Annotated in this window: 18 protein-coding genes; 11 read left to right on the top strand and 7 right to left on the bottom strand. The window is 61.6% G+C overall.

The window, feature by feature from the left end; all coding sequences use genetic code 11:
* The first annotated feature begins 27 nt into the window (after window positions 1–27).
* Window positions 28–285 (top strand): type II toxin-antitoxin system Phd/YefM family antitoxin, encoded by a 258-nt coding sequence (locus ACVTFQ_RS04885; protein WP_111561144.1) that lies wholly within the window; start codon window positions 28–30, stop codon window positions 283–285.
* 118 nt (window positions 286–403) lie between these two features.
* On the opposite strand, the gene ACVTFQ_RS04880 is transcribed toward ACVTFQ_RS04885, so the two are convergent.
* The 3 genes from ACVTFQ_RS04880 to ACVTFQ_RS04870 form a co-directional block, all read right to left on the bottom strand.
* Window positions 404–1567, bottom strand: a complete 1164-nt coding sequence (locus ACVTFQ_RS04880) for an alpha-D-ribose 1-methylphosphonate 5-triphosphate diphosphatase (protein WP_111561143.1) — start codon at window positions 1565–1567, stop codon at window positions 404–406.
* Window positions 1568–1643: 76 nt separating this feature from the next.
* On the bottom strand, window positions 1644–2243 hold the full coding sequence (locus ACVTFQ_RS04875) for an NUDIX domain-containing protein (RefSeq protein WP_111561142.1): 600 nt from the start codon (window positions 2241–2243) through the stop codon (window positions 1644–1646).
* Window positions 2240–4378, bottom strand: a complete 2139-nt coding sequence (locus tag ACVTFQ_RS04870) for a molybdopterin-containing oxidoreductase family protein (protein WP_111561141.1) — start codon at window positions 4376–4378, stop codon at window positions 2240–2242. Before ACVTFQ_RS04870 ends, ACVTFQ_RS04875 begins: the two co-directional genes overlap by 4 nt.
* 82 nt (window positions 4379–4460) lie before the next feature.
* Between ACVTFQ_RS04870 and ACVTFQ_RS04865 the strand changes: the two genes are divergently transcribed.
* Window positions 4461–5333 carry a 23S rRNA (adenine(2030)-N(6))-methyltransferase RlmJ gene (locus ACVTFQ_RS04865; protein ID WP_111561140.1) on the top strand — a complete coding sequence of 291 codons (873 nt, stop codon included), beginning with the start codon at window positions 4461–4463 and terminating at the stop codon, window positions 5331–5333.
* Window positions 5334–5406: 73 nt separating this feature from the next.
* Complete coding sequence (locus ACVTFQ_RS04860) at window positions 5407–6003, top strand: glutathione S-transferase family protein (RefSeq protein ID WP_018898719.1); 597 nt, start codon at window positions 5407–5409, stop codon at window positions 6001–6003.
* Here the strand turns inward: ACVTFQ_RS04860 and ACVTFQ_RS04855 are convergent.
* Window positions 5994–6899 carry a LysR family transcriptional regulator gene (locus ACVTFQ_RS04855; protein ID WP_111561139.1) on the bottom strand — a complete coding sequence of 302 codons (906 nt, stop codon included), beginning with the start codon at window positions 6897–6899 and terminating at the stop codon, window positions 5994–5996. The genes ACVTFQ_RS04860 and ACVTFQ_RS04855 overlap by 10 nt on opposite strands.
* Before the next feature lie 107 nt (window positions 6900–7006).
* Between ACVTFQ_RS04855 and ACVTFQ_RS04850 the strand changes: the two genes are divergently transcribed.
* A complete protein-coding gene (locus tag ACVTFQ_RS04850) occupies window positions 7007–7846 on the top strand; it encodes an oxidoreductase (protein ID WP_111561138.1) in 840 nt (279 codons plus the stop codon).
* 75 nt (window positions 7847–7921) lie between these two features.
* On the opposite strand, the gene ACVTFQ_RS04845 is transcribed toward ACVTFQ_RS04850, so the two are convergent.
* A complete protein-coding gene (locus ACVTFQ_RS04845; protein ID WP_026283045.1) occupies window positions 7922–8554 on the bottom strand; it encodes an outer membrane protein in 633 nt (210 codons plus the stop codon).
* 363 nt (window positions 8555–8917) lie between these two features.
* Between ACVTFQ_RS04845 and ACVTFQ_RS04840 the strand changes: the two genes are divergently transcribed.
* The 5 genes from ACVTFQ_RS04840 to ACVTFQ_RS04820 all read left to right on the top strand — a co-directional run bounded on the left by ACVTFQ_RS04840 (window position 8918) and on the right by ACVTFQ_RS04820 (window position 13143).
* Window positions 8918–9685: an SDR family oxidoreductase gene (locus ACVTFQ_RS04840; RefSeq protein WP_111561137.1), complete on the top strand. Its 768-nt coding sequence runs from the start codon at window positions 8918–8920 to the stop codon at window positions 9683–9685.
* Entirely contained in the window at window positions 9682–11733 is a 2052-nt protein-coding gene (gene uvrC, locus ACVTFQ_RS04835; RefSeq protein WP_111561136.1) for an excinuclease ABC subunit UvrC, read from the top strand. The genes ACVTFQ_RS04840 and uvrC overlap by 4 nt, the downstream gene beginning before the upstream one ends.
* A 110-nt stretch (window positions 11734–11843) precedes the next feature.
* A complete protein-coding gene (pgsA, locus tag ACVTFQ_RS04830; protein WP_018898724.1) occupies window positions 11844–12434 on the top strand; it encodes a CDP-diacylglycerol--glycerol-3-phosphate 3-phosphatidyltransferase in 591 nt (196 codons plus the stop codon).
* Entirely contained in the window at window positions 12431–12685 is a 255-nt protein-coding gene (moaD, locus tag ACVTFQ_RS04825; RefSeq protein WP_047513275.1) for a molybdopterin converting factor subunit 1, read from the top strand. The genes pgsA and moaD overlap by 4 nt, the downstream gene beginning before the upstream one ends.
* On the top strand, window positions 12682–13143 hold the full coding sequence (locus ACVTFQ_RS04820) for a molybdenum cofactor biosynthesis protein MoaE (RefSeq protein WP_111561135.1): 462 nt from the start codon (window positions 12682–12684) through the stop codon (window positions 13141–13143). The genes moaD and ACVTFQ_RS04820 overlap by 4 nt, the downstream gene beginning before the upstream one ends.
* Here ACVTFQ_RS04820 and ACVTFQ_RS04815 read toward each other — a convergent pair whose 3' ends face one another.
* Entirely contained in the window at window positions 13144–14040 is an 897-nt protein-coding gene (locus ACVTFQ_RS04815) for a branched-chain amino acid ABC transporter permease (RefSeq protein ID WP_111561532.1), read from the bottom strand.
* A gap of 64 nt (window positions 14041–14104) precedes the next feature.
* Here ACVTFQ_RS04815 and ACVTFQ_RS04810 point away from each other — a divergent pair, with 64 nt between their 5' ends.
* Both ACVTFQ_RS04810 and ACVTFQ_RS04805 read left to right on the top strand, forming a co-directional pair.
* Entirely contained in the window at window positions 14105–14656 is a 552-nt protein-coding gene (locus ACVTFQ_RS04810; RefSeq protein ID WP_111561134.1) for a CGNR zinc finger domain-containing protein, read from the top strand.
* A complete protein-coding gene (locus tag ACVTFQ_RS04805; RefSeq protein WP_111561133.1) occupies window positions 14653–15156 on the top strand; it encodes a hypothetical protein in 504 nt (167 codons plus the stop codon). The genes ACVTFQ_RS04810 and ACVTFQ_RS04805 overlap by 4 nt, the downstream gene beginning before the upstream one ends.
* Window positions 15157–15227: 71 nt before the next feature.
* Here the strand turns inward: ACVTFQ_RS04805 and ndk are convergent, their stop codons facing one another.
* A complete protein-coding gene (gene ndk, locus ACVTFQ_RS04800; protein ID WP_018898730.1) occupies window positions 15228–15650 on the bottom strand; it encodes a nucleoside-diphosphate kinase in 423 nt (140 codons plus the stop codon).
* Window positions 15651–15824 lie beyond the last annotated feature (174 nt).

The raw sequence follows: 15824 nt of genomic DNA, 5'->3' as shown, positions 1-15824 counted from the left end.
CATGTGCGTGGCCCACGGAGCGACGCCATGACGATTACCGTCAACATCGATGAAGCAAGCCTTCCCGAACTTCTTGCCAAGGTCGAAGCCGGCGAGGAGATCGTTATCTTGCGCGATGGCTTGCCGGTGGCGAAGATGGCCCCTGTTGTGACGGATAGGGCCACTGTCGTGGCGGCTCACGAAAAGCGCATGCAAGTGGTCGAGGCAATCCTTGCCTTTCGCAAAACCATGCCAAGCATCACACAGGAAGAAATTGCGGAATGGAAGGCGACGGGCCGGCGATGACGCGGCTTACCCATCGCCAGCAATTCAAACGAAACTGCCGCTCGCCACTTTGGACAAGCAACTGATAGAGGCAGCAGCACGCGAAAACGTGCCGCCGCTCGCTTGACAGGATCAACCCTTACGCCGCAATCGCCCGCGGCTGGTGCAGCGTGCCGTCGCTGTAGACGAAGCGGCCGCCGCGGAACGTGGCGCGGATGCGGTGGATGTCGCCGGCTTCGACGACAACCAGATCGGCACGCTGGCCGATGGCGATTTCGCCGCGGTCGGTGAGGCCGGCGGAGCGGGCGGCGTTTTTGGTTGCCATGGCAACGGCGGTCGGCAGGTTGGTGGCCTCGGCGATCTTGAAGATGCCGGGCACAAAGGCGGCCGGGTGATAGTCGGCGGCGATGACGGAGAGGACGCCGGCGCGGGCGGCATCGAGAGCGCTGAGATTACCCGACATCGACTGGCCGCGCAGCGCATTCGGCGCGCCCATCAGCGTCCAGAGCCCACGGCGACGTGCCTCTTCGGCGGCCGGCATCGTTACCGGGAACTCGCTGATCGTGACGCCCATCGCATGCATCTCAGCCACCTTCTCGGCGCTATCGTCGTCATGCGAGGCGAGCGACAGCTTGTGGCGCAGCGACAGGTCGACGATATGGCGGAGCCTGGTCTCGATTTCGGGATTGTCGCGCATGGCGATGCGCTTGGCGACCATCTCGGCGGCCATGTCCTCGGAGATGGCACGGCGTTCGGCCATGCTGAGGATGTAGCTCTGGATGTCGTTATACTGCCCCTGCCCCGGCGTGTGATCGGTCAGGGAGACCATGTCGACATGGCCGGCATCGAGTAGCTTTTCGAGCGCAGGGGCCGCGCCGACATTGGTGATCTCGTAGCGCGCGTGGACGCGGTGATCGATCAGGAGATCATCCTTGAAGCGGCTGACGCCCTCGATGACGGCGCAGGTGGTTTCCAGCGAGCGGACATGGCCGTAGACACTTTCGGTCGCGAAGGAGACGGCGGCATAGGCCGTCGTCACGCCGTGGGCGGCGAGCTTCTTGTCGAGCTCATGGATTGAGAAGCCGATCGGCATCATGGCGTTGGGGCGCGGCGCGATCTCGCGCTCGATCATGTCGCCATGGAGATCGACGAACCCCGGCATCAGCAGGCGACCTTCGCCATCGATGGCGGCATTGGCGACGGTCTCAGGGCGGATCTCGGCGATAACGCCATCCTCGATGCGCACCGAGCCGTTGTTCACGACCTCATCCGGCAGAACGATCGTGAAATTGCTGAGCCACATCGGCTTTCTCCTCATATCAGGCAATTATGACAGGCTGGAGCCGATAGCCCCGATTCATGACATGCGAATGAACGTCTCAGGGCTTATTCAAGGCAGCCCTGTTCAGTGCCGCCCATTGCAGCAGAATGATCGTCTTGAAGTCGATGATCTCGCCGCTGGCGATCATCTGCACCGCCTCGTCCAGCGGGATTTCGACGACTTCGATGTCTTCGTGCTCCTCGGCCAAGCCACCGCCTTCCGAGACGCGGTCTTCTGTGTCGATCGAGGCCGCGAAGAAGTGGACGAGTTCGGCGTTGGCGCCGGGGGAGCTGTAGGCCTTGAACAACAAGCGGACATCGCGGACGCGGAAGCCGGTTTCCTCGATGGCTTCGCGGCGGATGGCCTCTTCGGGCTCATCGCCATCGAGCAGGCCGGCCGGCGTTTCCAGCATCCAGGCCGGCTCGCCATGGAGATAGACGGGCAGACGAAACTGTCGGACGAGGACGACGGTGTCACGCTTGGGATCGTGCAGCAGGATCGTGGCGGCGGGAGTGCGATGGTAGATCTCGCGGTGGATGCGGTGCGTTTCGCCGTCGGAGTTGGTGTAATCGACTTCGTAGGTGCTGAGCCGCGTCCAGCCGTCCGAGAGCGTCCTTTCCTGGATGATCTCGGCCTTCGCCTTTTCAAATTTCGTCATGCCGCATCCTTGCGAAGCCAAACCTTGTTGTCGTGGACGGCAGCGCCGCCATAGGGCGCCACGGGGTCTGCGCCGGTCAAAACGTTGATGCCCTCACCATCGACATGCGCCTTGTTCGGCCACAGGCCCTCGGCGATCAGCACGCCCGGCTTGACCTCAGTCGTCAGCTTGGCGTGCAGACGCACCTCGCCTCTGGCGTTGCCGACCTGGACGAGATCGCCGTGGGCGATGTCTCGGGCTTCCGCATCAACGGGATTGATCATCAGCTCCGGCCGCCCCTCCTTCTGCCGCGAGGTCTTGGTCTCGGCGAAGCTAGAGTTCAGGAAGTTGCGGGCGGGCGATGTGGCGAGGCGGAACGGGTGTTCGGCATCGGCGACTTCGATCACGTCGACCTGATCCGGGAATTGCGGCAACTCCGGATAGGGGCCGAGCAGGCCGACGGCCTCCGGCGGGCGGTTTGGCGCCGGCTGGTTGCGCCAGTCCGGGCGGAAGTGGAAGCGGCCGTCGGGATGGGCAAAGCCGTTGAGGAAATGGGCGTCGTCGAAATCCGGCTGGCGATCGAACCACTTGTGTTCGAGGAAATAATCGTAGCCGGGGAGTTCGCTCGATTGGAGAACGCGGTCGATCATCTCACGCGCCGTGAAGCCGAAGCCAGGACGATCGGCGACGCCGAGGCGCTTGGCGAGTTCCTCGATGACGAAGAGATTGGTGCGCACCGTTTCCGGCGGCTCGACCAGCTTGGGGCCGAGCAGAATGTGGTTCTGGCCGCCGGCACGATAGATGTCGTCATGCTCAACGAACATGGTGGCGGGGATGACGATATCGGCCATTTCGGCGGTATCGGTCATGAACTGCTCGTGGACGGCGACGAAGAGATCGTCGCGGGCGAAGCCGCGCTTCACCAGCCGCTGCTCGGGCGCAATGTTCACCGGGTTGGTGTTCTGGATCAGCATGGCGGTGACGCGGCCGCGATGGCGGAGCGCCACGGCGTCGCCCGTCAGGGCTCGGCCGATCTGCGACTGGTCGATCATGCGGATGTCGGCATCCTTCATCGACTTGCCGGTGAGTTCCGCATTGTTCATGCGGAAGATGTCGCTGTTCGAATGGAAGGCGCCGCCGCCTTCATATTGCCAGGAGCCGAGAACGGTGGCGACCGAGGCCGCCGCATGCATGGCGACCGCGCCATTGCGCTGGCGGGTGAAGCCGTAGCCTAAGCGGAAGAAGGTCTTCTTGGTGGTGCCGACGAGCTTGCCGAAGGCTTCGATCTCCTCGCTCGAAAGCCCGGTAATGGCCGCAGCCCATTCGGGCGTCTTCGTCTTCAGATGCGCTTCGAGACCGGCGGGATCGTCGGCGTATTTCGCCATGTAGGCCCGGTCGGCATAGCCGTCGCGGAAGGCGATGTGCATGGCGGCGCAGGCGAGTGCTGCATCAGTGCCTGGCTTGAGGATGAGCGCCAGGTCCGCCTGCTTCATCGTCGGGCTGTCATAGATATCGATCACGACGATCCTGGCGCCGCGTTCCTTGCGCGCCTTGATCGCGTGCGTCATGACGTTGACCTGCGTGGCGACGGCGTTGGTGCCCCAGATGACGACGCAATCGGTGCGCGCCATTTCGCGTGGGTCCGGGCCTCTCAAGACCCCTGTCGCCATGGTGAAGCCGGTCCAGGCAGGGTTGGTGCAGATCGACGAGAAGAAGCCGGAATAGCGCTTGGCGTGGCGCAGGCGGTCGATGCTGTCGCGCTGCACCCAGCCCATGGTGCCGGCATAGTAATAGGGCCAGATCGCCTCGCTGCCATCCTTCGCCTCAGCCTTCACGAAGGCTTCGGCGATTTCATCCAGCGCGGCGTCCCAGGAAATCTGCTGCCACTCCCCTGCCCCCTTGGCACCCTTGCGGCGCAGCGGGTGCATCAGGCGGTCGGGATGATAGAGGCGTTCGGCGTATCGGGCGACCTTGGCGCAGATGACGCCCGAGGTGTAGCTGTGGTCGTTTGCCCCGCGCACACGGCCGATCCTGCCATCATCAGTGACCTCCACTTCCAGCGCGCAGGTGGAGGGACAGTCGTGCGGACAGGCAGTGTGGCCGATCCGGACGGCAGACTTCGGGGATTTGGCTTCGATGGGGGTCGCAATGTTCATGGAGTTTCTATATTCCAACCGGAAACCGGCCAAAAGCCGGAAACGACGTCTCCCACGCGAATTCATGTAGGCATCAGCGAAAATGAACTACCGCCATATCTACCATGCGGGCAACTTTGCCGATGTCCTGAAGCACGCGGTTCTCGCGCGTCTCGTCCGCTACATGCAGAAGAAGGATGCGGGTTTCCGCGTGCTCGATACACATGCCGGCATCGGGCTCTACGATCTCTCTTCGGAAGAGGCGCAGAAAACAGGCGAATGGCGCGAAGGGATCGGCAAGATCATGGAAGCCGAGCTTTCGCCGCAGGTGGCGGAACTGCTGGAGCCCTATCTGACCGCGATCCGCGAACTCAATCCAGATGGCGGCATGCGCTACTATCCCGGCTCGCCGAAGCTGTCGCGCATGCTGTTCCGGCCACAGGACCGGCTGTCGGCGATGGAGCTGCATCCCGAGGATTTCCAGCGGCTGCATCGCCTGTTCGAGGGCGACCATCATGCCCGCATCACCGAGCTCGACGGCTGGCTGTCGCTCGGCGCGCATCTGCCGCCGAAGGAAAAGCGCGGCATCGTGCTCGTCGATCCGCCCTTCGAGGAAGGTGGCGAATACGAGCGGCTGGTCGATGGTCTCGCCAAGGCCTATCGCCGCTTTCCCGGCGGCACATACTGCCTGTGGTATCCGATCAAGAAGGGCGCACCGATCAAGGAATTTCACGAGGCGCTGCAGGCACTCGATATTCCGAAGACACTCTGCGCCGAGCTTACCGTGCGCAGCGACCGCGGGATGGTGACCGGGCTGACCGGCTCAGGGCTGATCATCGTCAACCCGCCTTATACGCTGAAGGACGAGCTGCACCAGCTGCTGCCGGCGCTGAAAGATCATATGGCGCAGGACCGCTACGCCTCGCACCGGGCGTTCTGGCTGCGCGGTGAAAACAAGGCCGTGAAAGAGGATTGACCGACTCTTTCCGGCGCGAAATAGTCCGGCCACATTCCAAGTAAGTTGCCCGGCATTTTGAAAGAGACCGACGATGAAGATCCTTTGCGCGCCCGCCTCCCCCTATTCCAGCAAGGTCCGGATGGCCGCCCGCTATCTCGAACTGGATGCGACCGAGATCCGCGTCGACACCAATGCCGGCCCGGCGATCCTCGTCGATAACAATCCTCTCGGAAAGATCCCGACCGTGCTGACGGATGACGGCGTTTCGGTCTTCGACAGCGTCGCGATCATGCATTATTTCGGGCGACTGAAGGGCAAGCAGCTCTATCCGTCGAAGAACGGCAAGCGCACGGAAGCAGAGGTGCTGGAAGCCCTTTGCGACGGCATCTGCGACTGCCTGCTCGCCATCGTCTATGAACGCCGCTTCCGCGACGAGGAGAAGATCCACCAGCCGTGGATCGACCGGCAGTGGAAGAAGGTCGTGAGCGGCCTCAATCACCTCAGCGTCCACCTGCCGAAGATCGGCAAGAAGCTGCATGGCGGCCACTTCGCGCTGGCGGCGACGCTCGGATATCTCGACCTGCGCTTTCATGGCCAGTGGGAAGCCGAGCATTCGGAGCTGATCGGCTGGCTCCGGACCTTCGAGAAGAAATTCCCCGCCTATGCGGAGCTCAAGCCTCAGGGCTGAGCGCGATCGCGCTCCGCTTTCACGAAATCGATGAAGGCGCGCAACGCCGTCGGCAGCTGCCGGCGGCTCGGATAATAGAGGAAGAAGCCCGGATAATAGGGGCACCAATCCTCAAGCACCCGCACCAATTTGCCCGTCTCGATCTCGTCACGCACCTGATCCTCGAACAGATAGCCGAGCCCGTCGCCCTGCAATACGGCGTCACGCATGATGTCCTGATCGCCCAACGTCAGCGGCCCCTGCACCTCGATCTCCAACTCGATGCCGCCGCGCTCGAATTCCCAATGATAGAAAGCGCCGCCGGCAAAGCGGAACCGGACGCAGACGTGATCCTTCAGATCATGCGGCGTCAGCGGCCTGCCCCTGCCCTCGAAGTAACCCGGCGTGCCGACGACGGCGAAGCTGTGGCGCGGACCGATCGGGATTGCGATCATATCCGCCGCGATGCTTTCGCCGAAGCGTATGCCGGCATCGAAGCCTGACGAGACCATGTCGATAAGCGCATCGTCGATGACGATATCGACCTCGACGGACGGATGGGCTTTCAGGAAACGCGAGACAATCGGCAGCAGCACGAGCTTGGCTGCAGCGCGTGGCGCGTTGATGCGCAGCTTGCCGTAGGGCTGGCCACGGAACGTATCGAGATCATCAAGCGCGGCGTCGATATCCAGGAAGGCCGGACGGATGCGGTCGAAGAGGCGTTCGCCTGCCTCCGTCAGCGCCACGCCACGGGTGGTGCGGTTGACGAGGCGGACTTCCAGCCGCTCTTCGATCGCTCTCAGCGCGTGGCTCAGCGCCGAAGGCGTAACGGCGAGCTCGACGGCGGCCTTGCGAAAGCTTCGGTGACTGGCGATGGCCAGGAAAATGGCGAGGTCGGTCGAGCGCACACGCTTCATTGATGAGTATTTCTCACTAGCTCATGGAGTAGAAGGTAAATTCTCTCACTTATGTCCATAGGCTAGTTTCGGGGTGTCAGCAAATCACAACCCGAAAGGAAAACGTCATGCGTGTTTGGTTCATCACTGGTGCGTCGCGCGGTTTCGGCGCCCTTATCACCCAGGAAGCTCTCGATGCCGGCGATGCCGTCGTCGCCACGGCGCGCAATCCGAAAGGCTTGCAGGAGAAGTTCCAGAATCATTCGAATCTCTTGGCGGTCGCGCTTGATGTGACGGATGAAGCCTCGGCGCACGCCGCCGCCGAGCAGGCCGTCAAGCGCTTCGGCCGGATCGATATCCTGCTGAACAATGCCGGCTTCGGCCTGCTGGGTGCCGTCGAAGAGGCGACCAACGACGAGATCGAAAAGCTCTACGCGGCCAATGTCTTCGGCCTGTTGAAAGTGACGCGCGCGGTACTGCCGCATATGCGCCGCCAGCGTTCCGGCCATATCCTCAACATCTCGTCGATCGGCGGCTATGTCTCACATGCAGGCTGGGGCGTCTATTGCTCGACCAAGTTCGCGGTCGAAGGATTGACGGAAGCGCTTGCCGCCGAGGTCGCGCCGCTCGGTATCAAGGCGACAGTCGTTGAGCCCGGCTTCTTCCGCACCGACTTCCTCGACGAAAGCTCGCTGTCGGTCAGCCCAAGCTCGATCGCCGACTACGCCGAGACACCTGTCGGGGCGATGCGCGATTTCGCGGCTAGCCATAACCACCAGCAGCCGGGCGACCCTGCCCGCTTCGCCAAGGCGATGATTAAGCTGGCGCATTCCAACAATCCGCCGCTGCGCATGCCCTTCGGCAGCGACACGGTGGCTGCGATCGAGAAGAAGAACGCAAGCGTTGCCGAGGAGCTGGCCGCATGGCGGGAACTCGCGGTGTCCACTGACTTCCCCAAGGGGGAATGACGGCCACCACCGAACGAAGCGCAACAAAAAAGCCGGAGCGATGCCCCGGCTTTTTTCATTTCTCTGATCGGATGATCAGAACTTCATGCCGATACCGACCTTGACGCTATGCTCGTCATAGCCGCGCGAGATGTTCGCGCCGCCGACGTTGAAGTCGTTCTTCTGGTAGTCGGTGTAGCGGTATTCGATACGAGCCGTGATGTTGTTGGTCACCATGGCTTCGGCACCGGCGCCGACCGTGTAGCCCAGAGCGCTGTCGCTGTCAGAACCAGCGGCGTTGCTGAACTTGTTCTTGGTGGCGGCCAGACCAGCCGTACCATAGAGCAGGAAGGGGTTCAGGTCGTAACCGATACGGCCGCGGATCGAGCCGTTGACTTCGTTCTTGGCAGTGCCGCCGTCGACAGCGCCGTCAGCGCCGGAGTAGCCGATGTCACCTTCGACACCGTATACGATCTGGCCCTGCTGCCAGTTGTAACCGCTGTAAATCTGGCCGCCGAAAGCGCGAGCGTTATAGTCGTGAGCGAAGCCGCCCATGTTGTAGGTGCCGGCGCCACCGAGGTAGAAGCCCTGCCAGTTGCCAGTAGGCGCTACATCGTTCTGGGCAACCGGAGCTTCCGGGATCTGATCGACGGCATCGGCCGCGTAAGCAGCGGAAAAGCCACCAAGGGCAACGGTCGAAACCAACAGGCTAGCAATAAACGTACGCATACTCATCTCCTTATCGAACCCGCGCCCTTCATCAACTGTGTTAACGTGAAGCATTCGCGAGCAATTACGCATGTCCCTTTCGGATCGAGAGGGAAATTGATGCGCAAATGAGGATTTGGAAGAGCCAAAATGTGATTTGATTGTGGCTTAGGGGTGGCTGAAATTCGATGTTGCTTTATCGCAACAAACACTTCATTAACCCTAACCAAGCGTTAAATCATGAATACTTATTTTATCGAATTATATTCTTAAATAATACGTACAATATCCAAGTTCTGTGCGCAATCAAGACGCCTATTTATAAGATCTGATCGGCCGCCTATATAAGCACCGCAGAGATTTGCGGGATGAAGAGGCAGGATTTTGAGCGAGACAAGACTTCGAACAGCGTTGGTGACAGGGTCGGCCAAGAGAATAGGCCGTGCGATAGTCGAAGATCTTGCAGCGAGCGGCTTCTCGGTGGCGATCCACGCGAATGGTTCCATCGCCGAGGCGGAAAATTTTGCGGCGGAATTGCGGCAAGAGGGCAAAAACGCGATTGCGCTTCACGCCGATTTGAAGGACGTCGAGGACACCAACGGACTGATAAAAAAGGCGTTTGAGGCGCTTGGACCGCTCGATTTGCTCGTCAACAACGCCTCGGCCTTTCATAATGATTCGGCCCACCACTTTGACGCTGCGGCCTGGGACGATCATTTCGCGCTGCACGTGCGAGCGCCCTCCATATTGTCCGCCGCCTTTGCCGAACAGCTGCCGAAGAGCGCTGCGGGACTGATCGTCAACATCATCGACCAGCGGGTGTGGGCGCTCAATCCGGGCTTCTATTCCTACACGCTCTCAAAGGCGGCGCTCTGGACTGCGACGCAGACGATGGCGCAGAGCTTCGCGCCACGCATTCGCGTCAATGCGCTCGGGCCGGGGCCGACGGTTCGTAGTGCGCGACAGAGCGAAGAGGACTTCCAGCAGCAGGTGGACGGCCTTATCATGAAAGCGGGGCCGGGATTCGGCGAATTCGGACGGACGATCCGCTTCCTCTATGATACGCCCTCCATCACCGGCCAAATGATTGCCCTCGACGGCGGCCAGCACCTTGCCTGGCAGACGCCCGATGTGGCGGAGATTACGGAATGAATTCAAGGAAGCTGCCGGATGGCGGCGTTCTTTACGACGAAAATGACGAGACCGACGACGATATCGAGGTGGAAAGCGAAAGCTCTGCCTCGCCCGTCGGCGCGCCGGTTGCCTCTGCCATCGACTGGAACGAAGGCGGCAGCAACGAGACCGGGCTTGTCGGCGCCGACCTGATCGCGGAATTCGTCAAGCGGCTGCCGAACAGCCCCGGCGTCTACCGCATGTTCAACGACGCCGGCGACGTTCTCTATGTCGGCAAGGCGCGCAGCCTGAAGAAGCGCGTGAGCAATTACGCGCTCGGCCGCGTGCACTCCAACCGCATCGCGCAGATGGTGCGGCAGACTGCGCATATGGAGTTTGTGACCACCAGAACCGAGATCGAGGCGCTTCTCTTGGAAGCGAATCTGATCAAGCGGTTGCGGCCGCGCTTTAACGTGCTTTTGCGCGACGACAAGTCGTTTCCCTATATCCTGATATCAGGCGACCACCGCGCACCCGCCATCCTGAAACATCGTGGCGCGCGCGCCCGCAAGGGCGATTATTTCGGTCCCTTCGCTTCGGCAGGCGCCGTCGGCCGCACGATCAACTCGCTGCAGCGTGCCTTCCTGATCCGCACCTGTACGGACAGCGTGTTCGAGACGCGGACCCGCCCTTGCCTGCTCTATCAGATCAAGCGCTGTTCGGCGCCCTGCACGCATGAGATCAGCGATGCGGGGTATGGCGAATTGGTGCAGGAGGCGAAGGACTTCCTTTCCGGCAAGAGCCAGAAGGTGAAGGCGCATATGGCCGAGGCGATGAACCAGGCGGCCGAGGATCTCGATTTCGAGCAGGCCGCCGTCTATCGCGACCGCCTTGCCTCGCTGTCGCACGTGTCCAGCCACCAGGGGATCAACCCCGCCGGCGTCGAGGAAGCCGATGTCTTCGCGATCTATCACGAGGGCGGCATTTCCTGCATCCAGGTGTTCTTCTTCCGCACCGGGCAGAACTGGGGCAACCGCGCCTATTTCCCGAAGGCGGACCCGCAGCTGACAGGCGCCGAAGTGCTGAGCGCCTTCCTGGCGCAGTTCTACGACGACAAGCCGGTGCCGAAGCAGATCCTGCTTTCGGAAACGGTGGAGGAGATGGAACTGCTCGCCGCAGCCTTCGCCGAAAAGGCGGGGCACAAGATTTCGGTGCTGGTGCCGCAGCGCGGCGAGAAGCGCGATCTGGTCGATCACGTCATGGGCAATGCGCGCGAGGCACACGGGCGCAAGCTCGCGGAGACCGCATCGCAATCGCGGCTGCTCGAAGGCTTCAAGGATACGTTCAAGCTCTCCTACGTGCCGCAGCGCGTCGAGATCTACGACAACTCGCATATCATGGGCACGAATGCCGTCGGGGGCATGGTGGTGGCGGGGCCGGAAGGCTTCGTGAAGAACCAGTATCGCAAGTTCAACATCAAATCGACCGACATCACGCCCGGCGACGACTTCGGCATGATGCGCGAGGTGATGACGCGGCGCTTTACGCGACTGCTCAAGGAAGAGGGCATTCCGGACAGGAGCCAGCCGGTCGCTCCAGCGGATACCGCCGACATGCCCTTCCCTGCATGGCCCGACGTGATCCTGATCGACGGCGGTCAGGGGCAGATGACGGCGGTGCGGGCGATCCTGGAAGAGCTCGGCATCACCGACAGCGTCACCGCCATCGGCGTCGCCAAGGGTGTCGATCGCGATGCCGGACGCGAGCGCTTCTTCCTGCCCGGCGGCGAGAGCTTCACGCTGCCGCCGCGTGACCCGGTGCTCTACTTCACCCAGCGCATGCGCGACGAAGCGCACCGGTTTGCCATCGGGTCGCACCGGGCGCGGCGCAAGAAGGAGATGGTCAAGAACCCGCTCGACGAGATCGGTGGAATCGGCCCATCACGCAAACGTGCCTTGCTCCAGCATTTTGGAACGGCGAAGGCGGTTTCGCGGGCGGCACTGTCGGATCTTATGGCCGTTGAGGGGATTTCGGAGACGGTCGCCAAGCAGGTTTACAATCATTTTCACGACGACGCCGCGAAATAGGTGGCGTCGGTCGCAAATTCCACGCAAAGGCAGCGAAAAAACAGAAAGAATGTTGACGCTTTGCGGTCAAAGCCGTCATCTACGGACGTATCAAATCAGAGACAGATTTCATGGCATCGCGCGCATACAATATCCCCAACCTGCTGACCTACGGCCGCATTCTCGCGGTTCCGCTCATCGTCCTGTGCTTCTTCGTGGAAGGAAAACTGTCGATCAGCAATACGGCCCGCTGGGTTGCGCTGTGGATCTTCGTCATCGCGTCGATCACCGACTTTCTTGACGGCTACCTCGCCCGTATCTGGAACCAGACGTCGAATATCGGCCGCATGCTCGACCCGATCGCAGACAAGCTGCTGGTCGCCTCGATCCTTCTGCTTGTGGCCGCGGACCAGACAATCGCCGGCTGGTCGATCTGGGCCGCCATCACCATCCTTTGCCGCGAGATCCTGGTCTCCGGCCTGCGCGAATATCTCGCGGCGCTGAAGGTCAGCGTGCCGGTAACTCGTATCGCCAAGTGGAAGACCACGGTGCAGCTGGTGGCAATCGCCTTCCTGCTCGCGGGTCCCGCCGGCGACGAGATCTTCCCCTATACCACGATGACCGGCATCGGGCTGCTCTGGCTCGCCGCCATCCTGACGATCTATACCGGCTACGATTACTTCCGCGCCGGCATCAAGCACATCGTGGAAAACGACGAATGACCAAGCTCATCTATTTCGCCTGGGTGCGCGAGCGGATCGGCAAGGCCGAGGAAGATATCGCCCTCCCCGCCTCCGTCGTCACCGTCACCGATCTTCTCGATCACCTGAAGACGCTCGGCGAGGAGTACGAGACCGCATTGCAGTTTCCCGACGTGATCCGCGTCGCGCTCGATCAGGAACATGTCGAGCACGACGAGCCGATCGGCGATGCCCGGGAGATCGGTATCTTTCCGCCGATGACGGGCGGATGACGACCTCCCCCACCATCCGCGTCCAGGGCGAGGATTTCGACCTGCAGGCCGAAATCGATCTGTTGTGCAAGGGCAAGCCCGGCATCGGCGCCGTGGTCACTTTCTCCGGTCTCTGCCGCGACGAAGGCGGCACGCTTGATGCGCTGGAGCTCGAGCATTATCCGGGAATGGCCGAGGCGGAGATGACGCGGATCGCCGAGATGGCGATCGAGCGCTTCAAGCTCAACGGCCTGACCGCCATTCATCGCTACGGAAAGATCGCTGCGGGCGAGAACATCGTGCTCGTGATCGCCGCCGCGCCGCACCGCCAGGCCGCCTTCGATGGCGCGAACTTCGTGATGGATTTCCTGAAGACGTCGGCGCCCTTCTGGAAGAAGGAGCACGGCAAGGACGGCGTCGAGCGGCAATGGGTCGAGGCCAAGGGCCACGATGATGCCGCGCGCGACAAATGGAAGTGATCACGGGATCACCCGTTCACGCCGGCTGAGCACCAGCAAAAGCACAAGCAGCGAAAAGACCACGAAGTCACGCCACAGGACCGGGCCGTAAGCGGTCCATAGCGTCTCGACCAGCCCGAGACCGGCAGCACCACCCGCCGATTTCAACGGGTCGGAATAGCCGCCGACAGCGGCCACCATCAGGACCTTCAGCCCGAACATCAGCCCGGCGCCGAAATCCATCGTGCCGTAATATGCTGTGGAGAGGATGCCGCAGAGCGTCGCCATCAGGACGGCGGCGGCGTAGGCCGTGAGAAAGACGCTTGCGGCGCTGACGCCGCAGAGTTCGGCAGCCTTCGGATCGTCGGTGACGGCGCGCCAGGCGCGGCCCCAGGATGTTCGCTTCAGGATCACGGCGCCGATCGCCACGAAGCCGCACATCAGCGCGGTGTTGATCAGTTGCATCTCGGTCAACACCACCTCGAAGCCGCCCCTCTGCCAGAAGACGACATGGCCATTGAGAAACGGCGACAGCCAAAGGCTACGGGTATCGGATGCCAGTCGCGCGGTCTCCATCAGGACGATGGTGACGCCGAGCGCGGCGACGATGACCGTGTTCGAGGACTGGCGCACCAGCGGCAGCATGACCGAGCGGCCGATCCAGACCCCCGCCCCCATCGCATAAACCAACGAGGCGGCCGCGCCGAGCGCGAGTGCCGCGGGTAGGACCAGCCATAGCTTGTTGTATCCGAAATCGGTGAAGAGCAGCAGGATCTGGCCGGAGAAGGCGAAGAGCGCGCCATAGGTGATGTCGGGACGCTTGGTGACGCCGAAGGCGACCGCATAGCCGAAGGCCAGCGCGGCATAGAGAGCCGCCAGCGGCACCGCATTCGCCAGTTGCTGCAAGAGATAAGCCATCGACATATCCTATTTCCACGAAATCATAACTGGCAAAATTGCTTTTACCAGTTATATTTTGACGATGACCTTCTCATGGACCCCTCACCGCTTTTCCGGCGGCGCACTGGCATTCGATGTCGCCAACAGCGTCGTGCTGCGGCACGACGAACAGCGCCGTATCGATCGCTTTGCAATCGACGCGCAGCTGCATGCCTTTCCCCAGGCGGCGGCGAATTTCTGCGCCGAACGGGCGATCTTCGGGGACGTCGCGCCGGTTCCGCCTGATGGCAGGCCTGCGTTCATCGCCTTGCGCGAGGCGACCGATCGCTATTTTCGCGACCGCGTCCTTTCAAGCGGTAGCGATGGACTGTTGGCGGAGTTGCTGGAAGCGGCCGCCGTCGTGCTACGTGGCAGCTCGGGTGCTGCCGGCATCGATCGAGCCACGGCACATTCGGTGCTGAAGCTGATCGCCTCGCCTGAGCCCGAGCGGATGAAGATCTGCGGCAATTGCGGTTGGCTGTTTCTCGATCGCAGCAAGAACCGGAGCCGGACCTGGTGCGACATGGCGGTCTGCGGCAATCGAGCCAAGGCGATCAAGCACTATCGGCGCCGGAAAGAGGAGAACGGGTCATGAAAGCGTTCGGAGCGGTCCTGCTGTCGGCGATGTTGGTGCTTAGCGGATGCCAGCGCGAGAGCGACACGCTGGTGCAGGTCAGCGGCCATATCTTCGTGTTCAATTATCGCGTCGCGATCGCGACCTATTTGGTGACGCTCAGCAAGAAGGCGCCGCTGCCAGACGGCGCGGTGGCGATCGCCGAGTTCGAGAACCCAGCGGGCGGAGCGCCGCTTGTGATCAACGAGAAGATCTTTCCGGCTTGGGAGAAGATCAGCCTGCAAAGCCCGCCGATCCATTGTGTGAAGAAGGACAGGCCCTACGCCGTCAGCATAAGACTGGTCGATGCAAGCGGCAAAGAGCTGCAGAGCCTGAAGACGACGGTCATATCGGATGTCGATCAGTCGATCATGCCGGGCAAGCCGCTGGTGGTCGGGCCGCTCTACACCAAGAACCCCGAGGTCTTCAAAGCGGACGGAAGCGTGGATTACGACAGCGCCGACACCTGCCCCAAGACGTGAAAAAGCCCGGCGCGGTGGCCGGGCTTTCGGAGTCATTTCAATTAGTTCAGCCTTGGGGCTGAGCTTTTGATTCAGCCGACGATTTCGGTTTCTGCGAACCAGTAGGCGATTTCCTGGACAGCGGTCTCAGGAGCGTCCGAGCCGTGAACCGAGTTTTCGCCGATCGACAGCGCGAACTGCTTGCGGATCGTGCCTTCGTCAGCGTTTGCCGGGTTGGTGGCGCCCATGATTTCGCGGTTCTTCAGGATGGCGTTCTCGCCTTCCAGGACCTGAACGATGGTCGGGCCGGAGGTCATGCCTTCAACCAGTTCGCCGAAGAAGGGGCGTTCCTTGTGAACGGCGTAGAAGCCTTCAGCTTCGCGCTTGGACATCCATACGCGCTTGGAGGCGATGATGCGCAGGCCGTTGTCTTCGAATACCTTGGTGATGGCACCGGTCAGGTTGCGCTTCGTTGCGTCCGGCTTGATCATCGAGAAGGTGCGTTCAATCGCCATTGTAATAATCCTCATTCATCGGGGAAAAGTGGGCGGTGTTTACCCGTCCGATAGGCTGAAAACAAGGGGGCTGCGCGAATTTCACGCGTCCGTCACAGAGCGGGACAGTTTGGTACGAGGCGATGACGGAATTTCATGAAGCCATCAGCGCCATTGCTGGCAAAGCCCCATAGG

The organism is Rhizobium sp. O111 (genome assembly GCF_055616315.1).
This window is presented reverse-complemented; position numbering and strand designations above follow the sequence as displayed.